Source organism: Paenibacillus sp. p3-SID867 (genome assembly GCF_025142895.1).
GTDB lineage: Bacteria > Bacillota > Bacilli > Paenibacillales > Paenibacillaceae > Paenibacillus_AQ.
Map to the genome: position 1 here is coordinate 196457 of NZ_JAMBDM010000001.1, position 20267 is coordinate 216723.

The window sequence follows — 20267 nt, forward strand, 5'->3', positions numbered from 1 at the left end:
GTATCATACCGCATTTCCAGTATAATGGATTGTATAATACTGGATTTAGCATCAGGTAAGAAACGCATCCCGGTATCCTTCTCCGCTCATTTTAATCGATGAGGGGCAACGATTCTTAGCCTTGTTTTGTCAGGGTTGATGATAACTTTTACAAGGAGGTTCAACCATGAAAATAGCCATTTGCGGAGGCACCGGTTTCATTGGAGAGGCATTGTGCAAGCGTTGGCAGCAGGGCGGGCATGACATGATCATCGTCACAAGATCGAAACCGGACAATCCCCAACCCAGCAGGCCTATATCCTATCTGACCTGGAATGAGATGAAGTCCCATCCCGAGCGGTTCGAGGGTCTGGATGCCCTCGTTAACCTTGCAGGCTCTTCCCTGAGTCAGCGCTGGACGCAGGAAGGCAAGCAGAGAATCCTTCAGTCAAGACAACGAACCGTCTCCTCCGTAGCCGAGCTAATGGACCGCCTGGAGTTTAAACCTCCGGTGGTCATTCAGGCTTCGGCGATGGCCATTTACGGCACATCCGAGTTTGAAACCTTTGATGAGGAAAGCCCTGCCACGATTATGGATTTCCCGTCCGAGGTTGTGCAGGAATGGGAGCAAGCGGCCGACTGCATCCCGGTTGACCGGTTAATCAAGCTGCGCATCAGCGTTGTTCTGGGCGGTAAAGGTGGAGCCCTTCCCAAAATGCTGCTGCCCTATAAACTAGGCGTTGGCGGCAAGATCGGCAGCGGCAAGCAATGGCTCTCCTGGATACATATCGACGATATCGTGGATTTGATCGATTATTGCATCCGGCACGAGGGCATATCCGGAGCCGTGAATGCGGCTTCCCCGCATGCGGTCACGAACGATGAATTCGGCAGGAGCATCGCCAAGGTCTATCGCCGTCCGCACTGGCTCCCCCTGCCTGCTTTCATGCTTCAAGCCATCCTGGGCGAAATGTCGCTCATTCTGCTAAAGGGCCAGCGTATCCTTCCGGCCAAGGCACTGCGTCACGGCTTCCAGTTTCGATATCCGGAAGTGACGGACGCTCTGAAGCAGATCAAAGAAAGCTGAGCCGTACGGCCATATGCATAAAAAAACAATCGCTCTCATGGTATAGAGAACGATTGTTTTCTTATTTTTCATAAAACTTCTATTGTACGGGGGCCAGCTCGCTTTCCGTCACCCACTTATGATTCTTGACTTCTTCGCCGGTTGTCGTCGTGAAGTCCACCATATAGACCGTCGTTTGTTCGGCGGAATCGACAACGGCGGTGGCTCCCTTCATGCCCTCCATATGATCCGCATTCACGACAGCCTGCGTTCCGGGCTCCAAGGGCTCCTTCCCGGCATCCTTCAGCTCCTCATGAATCACCCATTTATGATCCTTCACTTCGGGTCCGCCGCTCATCGGCGTATACGATATCGTGTACACCGTCGTATCGTACGCCCCGACAATCGTTGCCTTTGCCCCCTTCATTCCGGGCATGTGATCGGATTCAATGATCGCTTGGGTCTGGGGCGCATAGGTCGGATTCTCTGCCGCCTTCAACCCTTCCGGGATCTCGCCCGAGCCGGAATGGTTCATGCTGCCATGATCCATGCCATCCATGTCCCCGGTGGCTTCCGTATTTTCCTTGTTATCGGGGTTTGGACTCTTCGTATTGCCGCAGGCACCCAGTGTGAGGATGAGGGATGCCAACGCTACCAGAATAAGCGGCTTCCATCGTTTCTTGGCTGACATATGATGAACTCCTCTCTTATATTAAATGCTCATAGCATAGCAGCTACTTATGAAGAACTTGTGTAGCTGTCTATGCATGACATCACTTACCCATTTATTCAATAAAACCTATCTGTGATATACAATAGAGAGTGACTAGAAGTCCCATTTTGTCCTATATTCTTGGCAGAGATATTAAGCCAATTCCGAGAAGGAGCACCATCTCCCATGCAAATCGATGACGAAACTTTCATCCCGTTATTCAAACGGGCCAATTCCATATTAAACCGAACCCTGAACTCCATTGAACAGCAGGAACTGAGCGTCCGGATCCACTACTGGGGATTTATGCCGCGCCACTACGATAATACGGAGCATAAGCATTCTTTTTTTGAAGCTTGTTACGTGTTGACAGGCTGCGGCTCGTATATCGAAAACGAGACAGAGTTCCATCTTCATCCAGGCACCCTGTTCCTCTCAAGGCCGGGCATCCAGCACCAAATTAAGAGCAGGGAGGGCTTGGCCTTATGTTATGTTGCCTTTGAACTGGATGAATCAGCTAACAGCGATCTCCATACGGCTGCTTTCCGCAGGTTAGCCATCCAAGGCATTCCGGTGCTTCAGGAAGATGCCGGGCAAGCGTCCGGACTCTTGTGGCTTTCGCTGCTATCGATGTTTCAGTCGGGCTCTGGCGGTAAGCAGCACCCGCCGCATATGCTGAACAGCTTGGCAGCTTCACTCATATTATCGATTCTGGCTGCCCACGGTCCCGGTTTCTACCAAGAACCTTCCGATCTTGGAGCACGCGAAGAAGGAGCTTCGATGTTTCATCAGGCCGAATTGTTTATCCAGGATAATCTGGGCGAGCCGCTCTCGCTGGAGCGGGTGGCTGGCCATCTTCACGTTACGACCCGTCATTTAACCCGGCTGTTCCGTAAATACGGACATCAATCCTTTGTTCATTATGTGCAGGAGCAGCGCGTGCAGCAAGCGAAACACCTGCTTCTGAATACAGACCGGCAGATCAAAGAAATTGCCGTCTCCTGCGGATTTGAGTCCGTGCACTACTTCACCCGGGTGTTTACGTCCAAGCTCGGCGTAACCCCGGCCCGCTTCCGGCGTTCCCAGTTTTCGGAAGGCCGTTACGACTCCGAGCTTTAGCGACTAGAGACGTCGATGTCCTGATCGTACAAAAACACTTCCTCTTTTTATAAAGACGGATCCTCCCCTTCCTCCTACAATGAAGTCGTAACCGACATTCCGGAAGGGAGGATCCATTTATCCATGAAACCTGCAACGACCTTTCAATCACACCCGATCAACCACTTGGACTTTGGCAGCGAACCCCAATTTATGAAGAATGGGATCGACGCTTGGTGCTCGTATATCCTGTCGACCTATAAACAAAAAAATTCCCAGCATGAAGCACAGGAAAAACGCAGTATCTTCATTACGCTTGACGGAACACACGGCGCCGATTTCGATAAACTGCTGGCCAAGCTTCAGCAAGCCTGTGAGCAAGAAGGCATCACCTTCGCATGCGATTCCACGTTCGATTACGTCAAACCCGAAGCCGAGCTCCGGGCTGAAATGGCTCCATATCTTACGGATAACCGGGCATTCGGATATAAAGCAACCGATGTCCGCCCCATTCAATACTTTCAACAGGATGCACGGCCAGCCTTGAATAAAAAAGCGCTTGAATTTGACGCGATGCGCGGCATATACGTCCTGCACGGACCCGGCGCTTCGCTGCTTCAAGGCCGGACCCCAGACCTTCGTTTCTACGCCGATTACTCCCGCGAGAACCAGCAGCGGCGCCATGCCCGGCATATGGGCAGCTTCGGCTTGGGCAGGTCCTTCGACAAGGTTGAGACTTACAAGAATTGTTTATTTCTCGAATGGCCCGTCTGGGAGACCTACCGTCGCGACTGGTTAGCCCATTATACCCATGCCCAACACTCCGACAACCAAGCGTATTACATGGACTTAAATCGTCCGGAAGAGCCGGTGTGGCTGCCGGCTCCCGCCTTGGCAAACGTACTGCACAAAGCAAGTCGGCAGCCGTTTCGGGTCAAGCCTTTTTTTGCCCCGGGAATATGGGGCGGTCAATATCTTAAGGAATTATGCGGTCTTCCCGGCGAATGGCCCAACTGCGCCTGGAGCTTTGAGCCTATCGCTCCCGAGAACACGCTTCTGCTGCGCGTGCAGGATATCACCTTCGAGGTTCCGTTCACATTGCTCATGGAGGCAGCGTCTCAAGAGATTATGGGAACGCGTAATGTCCGGCTATTCGGCGACTACTTCCCGATCCGGTTTGATTATCTGGATACGATGCAGGGCGGCGAACTGTCGCTTCAGGTGCATCCGCTGCAGGAATATGCAGAGTCGCAGTTCAATGAGCATATGACGCAGCAAGAATCGTACTACATCATGCACAATGCCCCGGAAGCCAAGGTGTATCTCGGGCTGAAGGAAGGAATAAGCGGCGAACGGCTGCTTGCAGCAGTGGAAGACGCCCAGCTTCGGGAAGAGCCGCTTGAGCTCTCCGACTACGTTAACGAGTACAACTCGCAAACAGGGGATCTCTACCTCATTCCACCGGGCACGGTCCACTGCTCCGGCAGGGATAATCTGGTACTGGAAATTTCCTCGACCACCTGGTGGTTCACGTTCAAGATCTACGATTATCTGCGGCTGGACGCCGATGGCAAACCGCGCCCGATGAACCCTGAGCATGCGCGCCACAATATTAATGACGCCATGAATACGCCTGCGGTAGAAAGCGGGCTTATTGCCCGGCCAACCGTCGTAAGCCGTCAAGGGGGCAGCTCGGAGGAGCTGCTGGGTCAACGGGAAGATCTTCTGTTCCAGGTCAGCAGGCTGAATCTGCAGGAAACGTGGAAAGCGGACACCCAAGGAGAATTCGTCATGTACAATCTCGTGGAAGGCGAACGCGTCCGCCTCGTACCGGCAGCGGACGAGGGTGCGGCCGTTGAATGGGGTTATGCGGAATCTTACATTGTTCCGGCATGTGTAGGCGAATACCGACTGGAGAATCTGTCCGGGTCCCCATGCGCATTGATTGCAGCCAGGGTCAATCCCGATTGGGATATTCCACTGCTTCCGCCTTCCCGGCCAACAGAAAGCGGGGAATTTGCATGAACCGCAAGGATAGCGCCGATCCAGAAAGCGTGCCCTCCCCTGCCCCCATCACCATCGCGCTTGATGCCGGCGGCACCGCTTTGAAGGGAGCGCTCATCGTGAACGGGCTGCCAATCCCCGGCTCGTTCATAACCCGGCCTTCGGAATCGCACGGAGCCGCGGCGGATACGATTGCCAGCTTCGCCCAAGCCTGTCATGATCTGATCAACTATCACGCTTCGGCCTTCCGGCCGTTGGATTACCATGATTCAATCCGGATCGGCTTTGCTTTTCCGGGGCCCTTCGATTATGCAAAAGGCATTGCGCTTCTTCAAGGCCTAGGCAAATATGACGCTCTGTTCAAGCTGTCGGTTCGGGATCTGCTCCGTTTCGAATTTCAGAGACTCAAGTCATCCTTCCCGGGTGTCACGATGAACCGTCTGACCGCCGCCGATATCCGGTTCGGCAATGATGCCTTCATGTTCGGCCTTGGGGCCTCCACCCGGTTCCCATCGGGACGTCTCCTATGCCTTACGCTCGGTACGGGCCTCGGCTCTGCCTTTGTGGAGAATGGTCAAATCGTAGCCGGCAGGCATGCTATCCCAAGCAGCGGAATGCTGTTTGCGGAGCCTTACCGGGATCATATCGTGGACAGCTATTTCGGGAAAAGGGGCATTCTGAACATAGCTTCGGAGCGGGGACTCCTGGCTGACGGGATCGACGTAGCCGACCTCGCTGAAGCTGCCAAGAGCGGTAACGCGCAAGCTCAGGATGTATTCCGCGAATATGGCAGCAAGCTCGGAGAGATGCTCCTGCCTTATTTATCCGAGTTCAAACCGAGCCGCCTAGTGCTGGGCGGGCAAATCTCGGGCAGCTTGCCCTTATGGGAAAAGGATATCCAGCTGGCTTTGGGCAGGCACGCCGTTCCTGTTCACGCTCTCGCAGACGGAACGGCGGCTGTGTTTAACGGCATTGAGAAGCTATTCGAGGATACGGATCATCATGAATCCGCTCCCCATTTTAATCTATAGGAGGTCACTAATAATGAACCTATCCACCCAAGGCGGTCATCGACCCGCCCGTCCCTGGACGATCTATGTCATCCATCATTCCCACACGGATATCGGCTACACGGAACGCCAAGAGAGAATCGAGCAGTATCATGTTGATTTTATCCGCCAGGCACTAGACATCACGGAAGCCGCACAACGCGGGGAGCGCCCGGAATGGGAATCGTTCCGCTGGACTTGCGAGACCTTCTGGGCCGTAGAGAGATTTCTCGAAGCAGCGACTCCAGCGGAAAAAGAAGCTTTTCAACAAGCCGTAAAACGTGGCGATATCGAACTGTCCGGAACCTATCTCAATATGACCGAGCTCCCGGATTTCGACCTCCTTCTGCGGAATCACGGCAAGGCGCAAAGGTTCGCGGAGTCCTTCGGACATCGGATCGACAGCGCCATGACCGCCGACATTAACGGATACAGCTGGGGGTATGCCGAAAGCCTGCTGCAAAATAACATCGAGCATCTGTTTTCCTGCATCCATACGCATCACGGCATGTATCCGCTGGGACGCAAACAAACCCCGTTCTGGTGGGAAAGTCCGAATGGCGGCAGGCTGCTTGTCTGGAACGGCGAACATTATATGTTTGGCAACGAGCTCGGGTTCTGCCCTGATGCACTGGGCAAATATATCATCAAGGACGAGCTTCAGCATAACCTGATGGAGCCTGAACAACATCATAACGAGATCGCTGCTTTACGGATTAACCGGTATTTATGGAATCTTGAGCAGGAGTCCTATCCGTATTCCTTCGTTCCGGTCATGGTCTCCGGCCTGGGCACGGACAATGCATCCCCGAATGCGGATATCGCGGAGTGGATCACGAAATGGAATGAACAATACGGCGACCAAATCACCATTAAGATGGCTACGCTGTCCGAATTTTTTGCGGCATTGAAACAGGAGGACCTGTCTGCGCTTCCGGTACACCGGGGGGATTGGCCGGACTGGTGGACGGATGGGGTCGCTTCAACAGCAATGCATACCCAGATTTACCGGGATGCCCAGCGCACGCTTCGCAAAGTCAAGCGGCTAGATCCGGTCCATGGTGCGGCAAGCCTGGCCGAGGTCGAGGAAACGTCACAGGCGCTGACCATGTATGCAGAGCATACATGGGGCTATCATTCCTCCGTATATGAGCCATGGCATCCGCAGGTGCAAATGCTGGAGGTACGGAAGCAGGCCTATGCGGCGGAAGCCAGCAAGCTGGCTTACCGGGCGCTGGATAAAGCGCTCGTAGCTCGTCAGGGCGCGCTACTCGCTCCCCATCGTCCCCTGCGCTACGAGGTGATCAATACGGAACCGGCCGCGGCGACGCTGCATGTCGCCATTCCGGTGGATGGCTGGGAACACGTGATCCTGAAGAAAAAGTTCGAGCTCATCGACGAAACGACCGGGCAGGCGCTGCCGTACCAATTGGCACACACGGGGGCGCTTGTTACGCAGCTCTCGCTTGAACCGGATGAGTCCCGGATCTTGTACATCCATCCGCACGAAACACCGGATGCACTCTCCGCTTCCGGGAACATGGTGACTGCGCGCAACACCGAACCGATTGCGTGCGAAGGAATCGCCGACATCCAGTCACAGCCCATAACTCCTTATCCGATTGTGGTGGGCAAGCGTTCGATCGAATCCGAATCCTTCCGGATCGAATGGGAGATGAACGAAGGCATTACGGCCTGGATCGATAAGACACGCTCAGCAGACCTCCTGGATGGCGCACGCGAGCACGCGCCTTTCACCCCCATCTACGAGGTAACGCCGGCACAGGATGAGCATAATCCGTCTGAAATATGCTCCACTCGCCGCCGCATGGGACGCAACCGGAAGGGCACGAACGTCCAGCGGGATACCGGTCGCTTGACCCGGGTCACCGTGCTGGACAATGGACCGCTATTTGCCCTGGTCGAGCTGGTGTTCGACGTGAAGGGACTCAGCTACTATGCCCTCCACATCAAGATGTTTGCCAACCAGCCCCGGGTCGAGGTGTCCGTCCGCTTCCACAAGGACAGCGTCTGGCTGCCGGAAAATGTCTATGTGGCTTTGCCGTTCTCCATGGGCACTGAAGCCGAGTTATACGTGGAAAAAGCCGGTTGTCATTTCCGCCCTTGGAAGGATCAAATTCCCGGAAGCTGCCTGGATTACACCAGCGTGCAAGAGGGAATATTCTGGCACTCGGCTATAGACCGGGAAGCGCTGGCCCTGTCCATGACGGACACGCCGCTTGTACAGCTGGGAACGCTGGAGCACGCGCCTCGTCAGCTCCACACCATGCAGCCGGCGGACAGCCGTCCTTCCACGTATGCCTGGATATTGACCAACTACTGGGAAACCAACTTCAAAGCGACGCTTGGCGGCTTCTATGAGTTCCGTTATGCGGTAGAGCGGCATCGCCAGCTGGACCCGGAGCAGGCTGCGAAGACCCTGCACGCTTCAACCGGACAATTCACGGTACACCGAATTAAATAATTCATGATGAAAAACAGCTGCCCTGGTTTCAAGGCAGCTGTTCTCATTATGAAAGGGAGGATGGCGCTTAAGCCGGTCTCTCTGTCCTTATTATTTTTTTGCTCAACAAAACTACGTCCACGCCCACATGAATCCGTCGCGATCCCAAGCAATCCGTCCGCCATGCAGTTTGCGGAATGCCTTCTTCACGTCTTTGGACAGCGAGGCGTTTCCGTTTTCGTTCACGAAAACAAATTCTTCCCCGAAGTTCTCGCGTACATAGCGGATGGCCTCCGTCTGATACAAATTGCCCGTAAACCGGATTTCCTCCACCATCCATTCGGCCACCTGCTGCGCTGTATATGTCATTCACATCGTTCCCTTCTGTATACCTTCACTTATTATAACAGAATGGACGATGGAATCGATTTTTATGAAAACGGCAGACTACATCAAAATGATGGACAGCAATAAAAACTGGACGGAACCTACAATCTCAATGATTCCGACCTTCATCGGTTTCATTATTTTTCCGGAATACAGTAACGTCTTAATGAACGGAAATAGGAATGGCAGACACATCCATGGATTCCCGAAGATGATCGGCAGAACCAACATCACAGCATGATACAATTTTGCATATACGGTCCAGCGTCTGTTTTTGCGTTCACGGAAGACCGATTTGACAAAGAACACGGTCCCCGTAAAATAAAGGAAATTATACCCAATGACGGCGGCAAGGATCGGATCGAAACCACCGCCTCCCAGCATATAAGCAGCGGCGCCTCCGGTACAGAACAGCAGAATCGCGCAAATATCATTTAACAGCGCACGCTCCGATTTCTGAAGGACATGCCAAACATTCACCATGATCAGGATTAGCAGCACAGGTGCAAACCTGAGCATCATCGGTTTGAAGACAAGCACCGGAATGAGAAACGCAATAGCGATAAGGGCATAAACGATCCCCCAGGATAACCATGTTTTACGTTGGGATGTTTTCTTTAAGGATTGCAGAAACGGATAGGATGCCATATATAAACCTAACCACGCCAAAAATAACGGAAGGTGCAGAAGCACCGGCTTGGCGGCCGCCATTCCTATGATATAGGGTACGCTGACCATAGCCCAGCCACCATGCTCCCGGGGTATGACAAATCTCGTCTTTTTCATGTGTCTCTCCCTCTCCAATCCATAGACTCATACCCGGTACGATCCATATCTTCAGCCATTCGAACAACGGCCAGGCGGATGATAAGTAATATCGCTGAAGGTGCCCACATACTGAACGATGTCACCCGATTCGTCCTTTACCGCGTTAATCGTTAGCAGTTCCAAGTACTCTTCTCCGTTCTTCCTGCGGTTCCAAATCTCCCCCTGCCAGCTTCCATGTTCCATGATTTCAGACCACATCGCCTGATAAAACGCCGGTGTTTGTCTTCCGGATTTCAATACGCTCGGATTCTTGCCAAGTACTTCCTCCTCTGAATATCCCGTTAACTTCGTAAATGCCGGATTGACGGCATTGATCTTTCCGCTCCGATCCGTAACCAATATCCCCTGGCCGGTGGAGTTAAACACCTCGGATTGTACGGAGAGTTTGTCCTGATAGTACATCCATACCACAATAACGAAACTGGCCAGCGCTACCTGCGATAAAGCCATGAACCCAATGGAATATTGCCCCGTAGCCGAATGGATGAAAGAAAGCATCAGCGGCGGGAAGAATCCGCCAAGACCGCCCATCATGGATACGATACCGTTCACAATGCCGGCCTGCTTGTTGAAGTACAGGGGCACGAGTTTGAAAATAACCCCGTTTCCAAGCCCGGCACCCACGGCAATGGTTAAGCAGCCGGCCGTATACAAGCCAATGGACGGAGAGAATGCCAACAGGATGGCCGCAGCCGTGAGCCCTATGAACACGCCCATTAATAAGAACAGCGGTTTAAACTTATCTGCAAGCCAGCCACCTACAGGACGTAATATAGTTGCTACCAAGATGAACCCTGCCGTCCGCATCCCGGCATCCACCTTCGCAAGCTCGAAATGGGTAACCAGAAAGTTCGGCAAGTACACCGTAAAGGCTACGAACGAACCGAATGTAATAAAATAAAAAAGAGAGAAAAACCACAATTTTTCATTTTTATATACACCCTTGATCTGTTCCATGATCGGTGTTTTCACTTTGATTTCTTTACGGTCGCCTAAGATTACATTTAGCACGGCAAAGATCAGCAGCAGAACCAAATACAGCTGGACGGTTTTGGACCATCCGATCTGAGTCGCGATGACCGGTGCAGCGAACGTGGTAATGGCGGTGCCGATGTTGCCCATCCCGTATATCCCATTTACGAGTCCGAGCTTCTCTTTCGCATAATATTTAGGCAGCGAGGTCACGCCGACCGAGAATACGGCCCCCCCGATCCCAAGGAACAAGCCGCCGATTACCAAATGCGTAAAGGAGGTAGCCGAGCTGATAAAATAAACCGGAAACAACAGCAGGATAAAGCTGGCGATAAAAACAATTCGTGCTCCCACCACATTGGCGTAATAGCCGAGCGGAATCCGGAGGACCGAACCCAGCACCACCGGAATAGCCGTCAGAATAGCGAGGCGGTCGGCCGTAATGGAGATATCCTCGCGAATAAACGGCAAGAGCGCGGAGATGATGACCCATACCATAAAGCCAAGCACCAGATTCATTGTTTGCAGCGGAAGCTGCACCTTTTTGATCATTTCCATCACCTTTTCTAAAGCGTAATGAATGGCATATTGATCCCCAGCTCCTATTGTACGTGCACCTATTCACAATGCTAATAGGGAAGTTCCCTGAATCTCTCCGGGGAACTTCCCTATTCCTTTAAGCAATGACCCTTTATTGCGCCCTGTTGTATAGGTAAGACTAAAAATCCAGCAATTTTTTCTTCAGCGCATATTCCACTAACTCCGGACGGCTTTTCAAATTCAGCTTTTCCATAATTTTGGCCTTGTGCGCCTCCACCGTCTTGACCGATACGAACAGTTTTTCCGCAATCTCCTTATTGCCATAACCCTTGGCGATTAGAGGCAGGATCTCAATCTCCCTTTTGGACAGGCTGTTAAACGGATCCTGCTCCGCGCTCTCACTATCTTTCTTAATAAACTCCCGAACCAGGGAAGTCGCCATCTGGGGATGAATATAGGTCCCTCCCTTATGCACCATGCGGATGGCGGAGATCAATTCATCATCCGGCGCATTTTTGAGCACATAACCTGAAGCCCCGTTTTTTAAAACATGAAACAGGTAATCGTCATCATCATACATGGTTAGAATCAGAATTTTCGTTTCCGGAAATTCGCTGCTGATCTTGCCGGTCGCAATCAGTCCGCTTTCGCCGGGGGGCATGCTTAAATCCATCAACAGCACATTCGGCCGATGCTTCGCCACCATGGTGTAAGCCTCCATACCGTCTGCCGCCGTCGCGACAACCTCCATGTCTTCCTGGTAATTCAGAATCATGGAAAATCCGCTGCGGACCACGACATGATCATCCGCAATCACAATTTTCACGTAACCATCACCTCCGGCTTGTCGTCACCATTCGTAAGCGGAATGTTGAGCTGAACCGTCGTACCCTCACCGGGAGCGGACAGCAAAATAAACTGACCCCCGACGAGCTCCGCGCGTTCCCTCATCCCGTACAGCCCCAATCCGGTTCCCTTGGCTTCATCAATGACCATATTAAACCCAACTCCACGGTCACGAACGGTTAGCTGAAGGTAGCCGTTCACTTCGCATAATCGTACATGCACCTCGTCCGTTCCTGAATATTTCATGGCATTCAGCACCGCTTCCTGACATACCCGGTACACAACCGTTTCAATCTCGCTGCCGTAGCGGGCTGCCGCTAACTCCGCAGAGAACTCAACAAGCACTCCGTAATTCTTCCCGATCCATTTAAAATGGGAGCGGAATGCAGCCTCAAGCCCCAAATCATCCAATGAAGCAGGTCTGAGTTCAACGGATAAATGCCGGATGTCATCCAAAAGCCGGGTTAAAGACACCTCGGTCTGATGCAGCTTCTTGAGCACATCCTCGCCTACATCCATATATTTAACGACACGCAGGTCGACCAGCGAGCTGAGCAGCTCTTGAGCCACGCTATCATGGAGCTCGCGGGATATCCGCTTACGCTCGTCCTCCTGTGCCTTGATGACATATTTCAGCATATTCGTCCGCTGCAGCATTTCCTGTGTTTTCTGCTGCTTCGTCAGGTCAAGGAGCATCATCACCCGGATGCCGCGGGCTTCATCGATGATATGGTAACTGGCCGCATAGGGAACGATGCCTTCGCCGCGCGTCTTAAGATAGACCTGGAACGATGAAAACTCCCCATGCGGATAATCTAAATAGCATGTGGAGCAGGTTATCAGATCCTGTTCATCGGTATAGCCTTTGCAGGTCTGGCAGAAGGAACCATCCGCACCGGACTGCATCCTCTCAATCACATCAATGTCAAGGATGTTCTCCGCAGCCGGATTCATAGCCACCACGCTGCCCTTTTCGTCGATAAAAAAAATGGCCTCCATGCTATTCTGATACATGCTTCTAAGCAATTCGCTTAAATGCTCATCCGTCATCTGAATCAAGGCTGTGATACCTCCTTGGCATAAAAAGCACCAAATTCCGTTCCCATTCCTTCCTGAAACGACTCAAAGGACCTTGGATCCAGCACGTTTTCCTTGCGATATCCCACAAGCAAAACCCCCTTGACGCGAGAGCCTTCCCACAGCGGTACTGCGCCAAGGCTTTTCAACTGCTCTGCAACGATTATCGGATAATTATACAAGTCCCTCGATTCAATATCGGCATTCACGTTTTGAATCAGCATCGGTTTTCCGGTCTTAAATACCATACCCGCGATGCCTTTGCCGGAATGTAAAACGATACGCTTGTACCTCTCGTTTATATTTCCCGAGGCATACTGCCAGGTTAATACAAATCGGTCTTCAGCCGGCTGCACCAACGCCATGGACACGAAATCGAATTGAAACCGGGTTCGAAGCTTATCCATTTCACTTTGGTAATTAAAGATCGGCTGATTCTTCATTTCCATTACTCCTCTGACGTAGAAAAGAAGGCCCAACAGCCTTCTTCCGCTCTACGATTCAAATTTACGGTGCTTTCTATACAGAATATATCTTCTCCCCACATAATTCAACGGAACACTCCACACATGCACCAATCGGGTAAACGGCCATAAGCCAAAAATGCCGAATCCGGCCAGAATGTGAATTTTAAACGACACCGGGACATCCACCATGAACGAAGCATCCGGACGAAGCATAAACAATCCGCGGAACCACACGGAGACCGTTTCCCGATAATTGAATTCCGGCTGCACCGCGTTCGTGACCAGCGTGCTGTACATCCCCATAAATACGATAAACAGCAGAAGGACATTAACCATCATATCCGAAGCGGTGCTGAGTTTTCGGACATTACGAATGGTGAACCGCCTGGTCGTTAACAATACCATGCCTCCCAGCGTTAGAAAGCCAAATGCGCTTCCAATATACACCGCCCCGATATGATACATATGGTCGCTGATCCCCAGTGACTCCATCCAGGATTGAGGGATAGCTAAGCCTGCAACATGCCCTCCGATAACAGGAATGATGCCTAAATGAAACATGAGACTGCCCAGCTTGAGATGTTTCTTCTCGATAAACTCGCTGGATTTTGCAGTCCAGTTAAACTGATCTGTACGGTAACGGTAAATATGACCGACAATAAACACGGCAAGGCAGATATAGGGGAAAATGACCCATAGAAACTGATTAATCATGCTCATGAGCCGCCTCCTCCTGATTGAAACATGCTTTGAACGTCTCGCGAAGGCCTTGAATGAGATAAAGATACGGACTCTTATATTTATCCAAAGCTTTCAGCAGATGATAGGTGCCGTCCTCCATAACAGCCAGCATCAAATCCAGGCTCTCTCCAGCTTCCTTCTCGCGCCCCTGCCAATTCGCTGCATATAGAAACTCGCACATCAGCGGGAGATAATCCGATAGTTCCGAGCCCGCGATGCCCAGACCAAACATTTCATACGTCTCTTTAAGTTTGGCGAGCATCTGGCCACGTTCCCTGCCATCCTCAAATTTATAAAAGGTCATATACAATGTAGATTTCGACTGAAAGTCGAAGGTCTGGACGTACAGCTCTTCAATCTCTTCCATGCTGTATTCATGCATGGTCGCCCAGTACGTTCTGACGGATTCATAAGCCGGGTCAGAGGAGTCAAGCGACTCCTCCATAACCGACGGGTGGAAATCCAGCTTTTCTGGGTACGTGAGCTGCTGAGCGAAAAAACCGAAAACATGTTTATAATCATGCAGCTTTCCGAGATTAATCACGCCAGATCCCCCCGTAGAAGTTTTCTTCGTACAGCTCTTTGCCCGTTTTGCCCTGCAGTCCTTCCGGTCCGCAACCGCCGCAGCTTGCGCTAAAACCTTCGGAACCCTGCGAACGGTAAACATCCATATGGCTTTCCTTATGTGAAGTCGGGACAACAAACCGGTCATCGTATTTCGCGATGGCAAGCAGACGGTACATCTGCTTCATTTGGTAGGCGGTCAAGCCAACCCGTGCTAACCGTGTCTCATCAAACTCAGCCCCCGACGATTGCGCGCGCATATAAGAACGCATCATCGCCATTTTTTGCAGGGCATCCTTCACCGTCACCGTGTCCCCTGCCGTGAGCAGATTCGCGAGATATTGAATCGGTGTGCGCATCTCCTCAATTGCAGGGAAAATCATGTCCGGATTCTCGATCGAATCTCTGCCTTCAAAGTAGTTCATGATCGGACTGAGCGGCGGTACGTACCAAACCATCGGCAGCGTCCGGTACTCCGGATGGAGCGGAAAGGCCAGCTTGTATTCAATGGCTAGTTTATAAACAGGCGAATTTTGGGCAGCTTCGATCCATTCTTCGGTTAAGCCGTCCTTCCGCGCCTGCTCGATCACTGCCGGATCATGCGGATCCAGGAACAGATCGCACTGGGCCTGATAAAGATCCTTCTCGTCCGGCGTGGAAGCTGCCTCCTGTACCTTGTCGGCATCGTACAGCAGCACGCCCAAATACCGGATACGTCCTGTACAGGTTTCGGAGCATACCGTAGGCAGACCGGCTTCAATTCTCGGGAAACAGAAGGTGCATTTCTCGGCCTTGTTCGTTTTCCAATTGAAATACACCTTTTTGTACGGACAGCCCGTCATGCAGTACCGCCAGCCGCGGCAGGCTTCCTGGTCCACCAAGACGATGCCGTCTTCATCCCGCTTGTACATCGCACCGGAAGGACAGGACGCTACGCAGCTCGGGTTTAAGCAATGCTCGCACAGGCGGGGCAAATACATCATGAACGCCTGCTCGAAGTTGAATTTAATCTCTTCCTCGATTTTTTCGATATTCGGATCCTTCGGGCCGGTGACATGGGCTCCCGCCAGATCGTCTTCCCAGTTCGGACCCCATTCCAGATTCATCGTCTCGCCGGTTACTGCCGATTTCGGACGGGCCACCGGCTGATGCTTCTTCTCCCCGGCATTCGTCAGATGCTCATAGTTATACGTCCACGGCTCATAGTAATCTTTCATTTCCGGCATATCCGGATTGTAAAAGATTTTGCCGAGCGCGATTTTGGACAGCTTGCTGCCGGATTTCAGCTGCAGCTTGCCTTTTTTCAGCGTCCAGCCTCCCTTGTATTTCTCCTGGTCTTCCCAGCGGATCGGATAGCCTATGCCCGGCTTCGTTTCCACGTTGTTGAACCACATGTATTCCGCACCCGGACGGTTGGTCCAGGTGCTCTTGCAGGTGACGCTGCACGTATGGCAGCCGATGCATTTATCCAAATTCATGACCATGGCGACCTGCGCTTTAATCTTCAAGCCAATCCACCTCTTTCATTTTGCGGACAGCCACGTACACATCCCGCTGGTTGCCGATCGGTCCGTAGTAGTTAAAACCATAGCTGAGCTGGGCATAGCCCCCGACCATCTGGGTCGGCTTTACATGGATTCTCGTCGGCGCGTTGTGGCTGCCGCCGCGATCCTTCGTAATCTCCGAGCCCGGCACGTTGATGTGTTTATCCTGCGCATGATACATGTACATCGTTCCTTTCGGCATCCGGTGGCTGACGACGGCGCGGGCGGTGACAACGCCGTTGCGGTTGTACACTTCCAGCCAATCGTTGTCCTGAATGTCGTTCGCCGCTGCGTCATCATTGTTAATCCATACCGTCGGGCCTCCGCGGAACAGTGTCAGCATGTGCAGATTATCCTGGTAGGTGCTGTGAATGTTCCATTTGCCATGCGGCGTCAGATATCGGAGCACAAGTGTATCCTTTTCCCCGGTAATCTGCTTGTCGCGCGGCCCGAATACCATTGGCGGAAGGGTCGGTTTATACACCGGCAGCGCTTCGCCGAACTGCAGGAAAATTTCGTGGTCGATATAAAAATGCTGTCTGCCGGTCAGCGTGCGGAAAGGTACGAGCCGTTCAATATTCGTCGTGAAAGGAGAGTATCGTCTTCCCATTTTGTTCGATCCGCTGAATACCGGCGTCGGAATGACTTCCCGCGGCTGGGCCGTAATGCTCTGGAACGTAATGCGCTCTGCCGCGCGGTCCGCGGAAATGTCTTTCAGCTGCACGCCGGTGTCCTGCTCCGCCGATTCCCAGGCTCGCTGCGATACCTTGCCATTCGTGGCCGATGACAGATTCAAAATGGCGTCCGCCGCATTTCTTGCCGTATGAAGTTTGGGCAGGCCGTTTTTGATGGTGTCATCGTAATACGTTCCGTTCAAACGCTTCAGCTCTTCATACTCTTCGGCGACCGAGAAGCTGACGCCGTGCGCTCCGACTTTGCCTGTAGCCAGGTTCGGACCGAGCGTAATATATTTGTCGTGAATTTTCGTATAGTCCCGCTCAACCACCGTCAGATTGGGCATTGTTTTGCCAGGTACGGCCTCAATTTCACCCTTGCGCCAATCCTTCACCTCACCGTATGGCTGGGCGATCTCGCTTATGGAGTCATGAGAGAGCGGAGTGGTGACCAGGTCCTTATATATTCCCGGAAGATGGGTCTTTGCCATGTCGGAGAAGACCTCGGCAATCGTTCTGTATATATCCCAGTCCGACCGTGATTCCCAGAGCGGATCTACTGCCGGGTTAAACGGATGCACGAAAGGATGCATATCGGTTGAAGACAAGTCCGTTTTTTCATACCAGGTTGCTGCAGGAAGTACAACATCTGCGTACATCGGAGTTGATGTCATCCGGAAGTCCAAGGCAACAAGCAGGTCCAGCTTGCCTTCGACTTCTTCGCGCCAGACCATTTCTTCCGGTTTATCCTCTTCATTCGGCGTCGAGAGCAGGCTATCGGAAGCGCCCAATAAATGCTTCAAGAAATATTCCTGACCCTTGGCGGAGCTCGAGATTAGGTTCGAGCGCCATACGAACAGAGATCTCGGATAGTTTTCCGGCGCATCGGGATCCTCTGCCGCAAACTTCGTATCCCCGGAAACAATTTGTTCAAGTGTATGCTTCACGATGTCCTCATGGGTGGTTTTCCCCAGCTGCGCTGCCTCCTCGGCAAACTTCAAGCTGTTTTTGTTAAACTGCGGGTAAGATGGAAGCCACCCAAGTCTCGCGGCAAGCACATTGTAATCCGCCGGATGCTGGTAACGGATTTCCCCGCCCGTTGGCGATTTCAGCGAATCGGCCCCCATTTCTTCGTACTTCCATTGGTCGGTCGCAAAATAAAAGAACGAGGTCGCATTTTGCTGACGCGGCGATCCCTGCCAATCTTTCGCGAAGGCGACCGTGGACCAGCCCTCGATCGGGCGGCATTTCTCCTGGCCGACGTAATGCGCCCAGCCGCCGCCGTTCACGCCTTGAGACGCCGTCAGAATGACCAGATTCAAAATGGAACGGTAGATCGTGTCACTGTTAAACCAGTGGTTAATCCCGGCGCCCATGATGATCATCGAGCGTCCCCCGGTCTCCAGCGAATTCTGCGCAAACTCCCGGGCAATCTGGACGACGACCGATGGTTTCACACCGGTGATTTTTTCCTGCCAGGCCGGGGTATAGAAGGAGTCTGCATCCTTATATCCGTCTGCATCGAGCCCGCTGCCTGCCCGCCCTATTCCATACTGGCTGAGCATCAGATCGTATACCGTTGCCGCCAGATGCTCCGTTCCATCCGCCAGCTGAATGGTCTTCGCCGGAATTTGGCGTTTGAAGGTGCCGTTGGCGTTGTTGTCAAAGAACGGGAAGGAAATCGTATGCCACTCCCCACCCTGAGGCTCTACGGATAGCGCCGGGGTAATAATCGAGCCGTCCTCGCGCTCCAGGATCAGGTTCCATTTCTTATCCTGCTCCCAGCGCTGTCCCATCGTGCCGTTCGGAACCGTGATTTCATTGGTGTTCTCGTCGATGATCACCGGCTTCCACTCGGCATGCTGCGCAGCATCGCCCAGATCGCTTGCCCGCAGGAAGCGCCCCGCCTTGTAGCCCCCCTCAAACTCATCCAATAGAATCAGGAAAGGCATATCCGTATATTGTTTCGCATAATTCAGGAACATCGGTTCCTGACGCTCATGATAGAATTCTTTCAAAATGACATGCGTCATGGCCTGCGCAATGGCCGCATCCGTTCCGGGATTCGGAGCCAGCCAGTTATCGGCAAATTTGACGTTCTCGGCATAGTCCGGCGCGACCGACACAACCTTGGTGCCTTTATATCGCACTTCCGTCATGAAGTGGGCATCCGGCGTCCGCGTTAACGGTACGTTCGAGCCCCACATAATCAGGTAACCGGCATTGTACCAATCGCTGGATTCCGGCACGTCGGTCTGCTCTCCCCAGATTTGTGGAGATGCCGGCGGCAAGTCCGCATACCAGTCATAGAAGCTGAGCATTTCGCCGCCGAGCAGAGAGATGAATCTGGCCCCTGAAGCATAACTGATCATCGACATGGCCGGAATCGGGGTGAAACCGGCAATGCGGTCCGGCCCGTATTTGCGGATCGTATAAATGAGCTGCGCGGAGATCAGCTTCGTGGCCTCCTGCCAGGACACACGGACATGACCGCCTTTACCCCGTGCTTGTTTATAGGACTTCGATTTCTCCGGATCTTCGACGATGCTGGCCCAAGCGGCGATCGGATCGCTGTGTTGGCTTAAGGCTTCTTTCCACATATGCCATAGCCGGCCGCGCATATAAGGGTATTTCACTCGCAGCGGACTGTATTCATACCAGGAAAAGGAAGCTCCGCGTGGGCATCCGCGCGGTTCGAATTCCGGCATATCCGGCCCGCAGGAAGGATAATCAATTTGCTGGTTTTCCCAAGTGATGATCCCGTTCTTCACAAAAACCTTCCAGCTGCAGGAACCTGTACAGTTCACGCCATGCGTCGTCCGCACCACTTTGTCATGCGACCAGCGCTTGCGGTACATATCCTCCCATTCCCTGCTTTTCTCCTCCAGAACGGACCAATTGTCAGAATAGCTTTCCATCCTCTTGAAGAACTTCAGCCCCGACTTTCGTTTCATAGGACAGTTCAACTCCTTCTGCTTGAATGACAATGATTGGGGAATCAATGTGCCGTCCTTCGTATAGCTTTATTATGGGTGGCTTCTTCCCCGGTTCCTATTAGGGAAACACCTATATTCCTAAGAGAATTCCCTTGTTGATGGCTTGTCGCCCGGCAACCCCATCGAAGGAACGATTCGTGCACGGAGCGCTTTTTGAACATAAAAAGGGATGTCCCATAAGACCTGAAGATCTTTTGGGACATCCCTAAGGCAATTCATTATGAATCTGGTTGACGAACATAAGAAAAACGTCGATCGA

16 protein-coding genes are annotated in these 20267 nt (G+C 52.4%); 5 read left to right on the forward strand and 11 right to left on the reverse strand.

Annotated elements, in window-relative coordinates; translation table 11 throughout:
- Window positions 1–166: 166 nt before the first annotated feature.
- Window positions 167–1066 carry a TIGR01777 family oxidoreductase gene (locus tag M4D81_RS00985; RefSeq protein ID WP_260064114.1) on the forward strand — a complete coding sequence of 300 codons (900 nt, stop codon included), beginning with the start codon at window positions 167–169 and terminating at the stop codon, window positions 1064–1066.
- 79 nt (window positions 1067–1145) lie between these two features.
- Here the strand turns inward: M4D81_RS00985 and M4D81_RS00990 are convergent, their stop codons facing one another.
- Window positions 1146–1736, reverse strand: coding sequence for a YdhK family protein (locus tag M4D81_RS00990; protein ID WP_260064115.1), 591 nt, complete (start codon window positions 1734–1736; stop codon window positions 1146–1148).
- 207 nt (window positions 1737–1943) lie between these two features.
- On the opposite strand from M4D81_RS00990, the gene M4D81_RS00995 reads away from it, so the two are divergent.
- From M4D81_RS00995 to M4D81_RS01010, 4 genes are all read left to right on the forward strand, one after another.
- Window positions 1944–2876, forward strand: coding sequence for an AraC family transcriptional regulator (locus M4D81_RS00995; protein WP_260064116.1), 933 nt, complete (start codon window positions 1944–1946; stop codon window positions 2874–2876).
- Window positions 2877–2999: 123 nt separating this feature from the next.
- On the forward strand, window positions 3000–4880 hold the full coding sequence (locus M4D81_RS01000) for a class I mannose-6-phosphate isomerase (RefSeq protein WP_260064117.1): 1881 nt from the start codon (window positions 3000–3002) through the stop codon (window positions 4878–4880).
- Window positions 4877–5890, forward strand: coding sequence for an ROK family protein (locus tag M4D81_RS01005; protein WP_260064118.1), 1014 nt, complete (start codon window positions 4877–4879; stop codon window positions 5888–5890). Before M4D81_RS01000 ends, M4D81_RS01005 begins: the two co-directional genes overlap by 4 nt.
- 13 nt (window positions 5891–5903) lie before the next feature.
- Window positions 5904–8393: a glycoside hydrolase family 38 N-terminal domain-containing protein gene (locus tag M4D81_RS01010; protein ID WP_260064120.1), complete on the forward strand. Its 2490-nt coding sequence runs from the start codon at window positions 5904–5906 to the stop codon at window positions 8391–8393.
- 111 nt (window positions 8394–8504) lie between these two features.
- On the opposite strand, the gene M4D81_RS01015 is transcribed toward M4D81_RS01010, so the two are convergent.
- From M4D81_RS01015 to M4D81_RS01060, 10 genes are all read right to left on the reverse strand, one after another.
- On the reverse strand, window positions 8505–8741 hold the full coding sequence (locus M4D81_RS01015; RefSeq protein ID WP_041621962.1) for a DUF6953 family protein: 237 nt from the start codon (window positions 8739–8741) through the stop codon (window positions 8505–8507).
- 78 nt (window positions 8742–8819) lie between these two features.
- Window positions 8820–9545 carry a YwiC-like family protein gene (locus M4D81_RS01020; RefSeq protein WP_260064121.1) on the reverse strand — a complete coding sequence of 242 codons (726 nt, stop codon included), beginning with the start codon at window positions 9543–9545 and terminating at the stop codon, window positions 8820–8822.
- 51 nt (window positions 9546–9596) lie between these two features.
- Window positions 9597–11111: a nitrate/nitrite transporter gene (locus M4D81_RS01025; RefSeq protein WP_071223961.1), complete on the reverse strand. Its 1515-nt coding sequence runs from the start codon at window positions 11109–11111 to the stop codon at window positions 9597–9599.
- A 166-nt stretch (window positions 11112–11277) separates the two neighbouring features.
- The gene (locus M4D81_RS01030; protein WP_260064123.1) at window positions 11278–11925 is read right to left on the reverse strand and encodes a response regulator transcription factor; all 648 of its coding nucleotides are present in this window, start codon (window positions 11923–11925) and stop codon (window positions 11278–11280) included.
- Window positions 11922–13004 carry a sensor histidine kinase gene (locus M4D81_RS01035; RefSeq protein ID WP_260064124.1) on the reverse strand — a complete coding sequence of 361 codons (1083 nt, stop codon included), beginning with the start codon at window positions 13002–13004 and terminating at the stop codon, window positions 11922–11924. The genes M4D81_RS01030 and M4D81_RS01035 overlap by 4 nt, the downstream gene beginning before the upstream one ends.
- Window positions 13001–13465: a GAF domain-containing protein gene (locus M4D81_RS01040; RefSeq protein ID WP_260064125.1), complete on the reverse strand. Its 465-nt coding sequence runs from the start codon at window positions 13463–13465 to the stop codon at window positions 13001–13003. The genes M4D81_RS01035 and M4D81_RS01040 overlap by 4 nt, the downstream gene beginning before the upstream one ends.
- A 51-nt stretch (window positions 13466–13516) precedes the next feature.
- On the reverse strand, window positions 13517–14209 hold the full coding sequence (gene narI / locus M4D81_RS01045; protein WP_260064126.1) for a respiratory nitrate reductase subunit gamma: 693 nt from the start codon (window positions 14207–14209) through the stop codon (window positions 13517–13519).
- Entirely contained in the window at window positions 14196–14774 is a 579-nt protein-coding gene (gene narJ / locus M4D81_RS01050) for a nitrate reductase molybdenum cofactor assembly chaperone (protein ID WP_260064127.1), read from the reverse strand. Before narJ ends, narI begins: the two co-directional genes overlap by 14 nt.
- Window positions 14767–16302, reverse strand: a complete 1536-nt coding sequence (gene narH / locus M4D81_RS01055) for a nitrate reductase subunit beta (RefSeq protein ID WP_071223729.1) — start codon at window positions 16300–16302, stop codon at window positions 14767–14769. The genes narJ and narH overlap by 8 nt, the downstream gene beginning before the upstream one ends.
- Entirely contained in the window at window positions 16292–19966 is a 3675-nt protein-coding gene (locus tag M4D81_RS01060) for a nitrate reductase subunit alpha (protein WP_260064128.1), read from the reverse strand. The genes narH and M4D81_RS01060 overlap by 11 nt, the downstream gene beginning before the upstream one ends.
- Between the last annotated feature and the right edge of the window lie 301 nt (window positions 19967–20267).

What these genes read in the sequence shown, in the direction of transcription:
- M4D81_RS00985 (WP_260064114.1), top strand. Translation starts at nt 167, where the DNA reads ATGAAAATAGCCATTTGCGGAGGCACCGGTTTCATTGGAGAGGCATTG.
- M4D81_RS00990 (WP_260064115.1), bottom strand. Translation starts at nt 1,736, where the DNA reads ATGTCAGCCAAGAAACGATGGAAGCCGCTTATTCTGGTAGCGTTGGCA.
- M4D81_RS00995 (WP_260064116.1), top strand. Translation starts at nt 1,944, where the DNA reads ATGCAAATCGATGACGAAACTTTCATCCCGTTATTCAAACGGGCCAAT.
- M4D81_RS01000 (WP_260064117.1), top strand. Translation starts at nt 3,000, where the DNA reads ATGAAACCTGCAACGACCTTTCAATCACACCCGATCAACCACTTGGAC.
- M4D81_RS01005 (WP_260064118.1), top strand. Translation starts at nt 4,877, where the DNA reads ATGAACCGCAAGGATAGCGCCGATCCAGAAAGCGTGCCCTCCCCTGCC.
- M4D81_RS01010 (WP_260064120.1), top strand. Translation starts at nt 5,904, where the DNA reads ATGAACCTATCCACCCAAGGCGGTCATCGACCCGCCCGTCCCTGGACG.
- M4D81_RS01015 (WP_041621962.1), bottom strand. Translation starts at nt 8,741, where the DNA reads ATGACATATACAGCGCAGCAGGTGGCCGAATGGATGGTGGAGGAAATC.
- M4D81_RS01020 (WP_260064121.1), bottom strand. Translation starts at nt 9,545, where the DNA reads ATGAAAAAGACGAGATTTGTCATACCCCGGGAGCATGGTGGCTGGGCT.
- M4D81_RS01025 (WP_071223961.1), bottom strand. Translation starts at nt 11,111, where the DNA reads ATGATCAAAAAGGTGCAGCTTCCGCTGCAAACAATGAATCTGGTGCTT.
- M4D81_RS01040 (WP_260064125.1), bottom strand. Translation starts at nt 13,465, where the DNA reads ATGAAGAATCAGCCGATCTTTAATTACCAAAGTGAAATGGATAAGCTT.
- narI (WP_260064126.1), bottom strand. Translation starts at nt 14,209, where the DNA reads ATGAGCATGATTAATCAGTTTCTATGGGTCATTTTCCCCTATATCTGC.
- M4D81_RS01060 (WP_260064128.1), bottom strand. Translation starts at nt 19,966, where the DNA reads ATGAAACGAAAGTCGGGGCTGAAGTTCTTCAAGAGGATGGAAAGCTAT.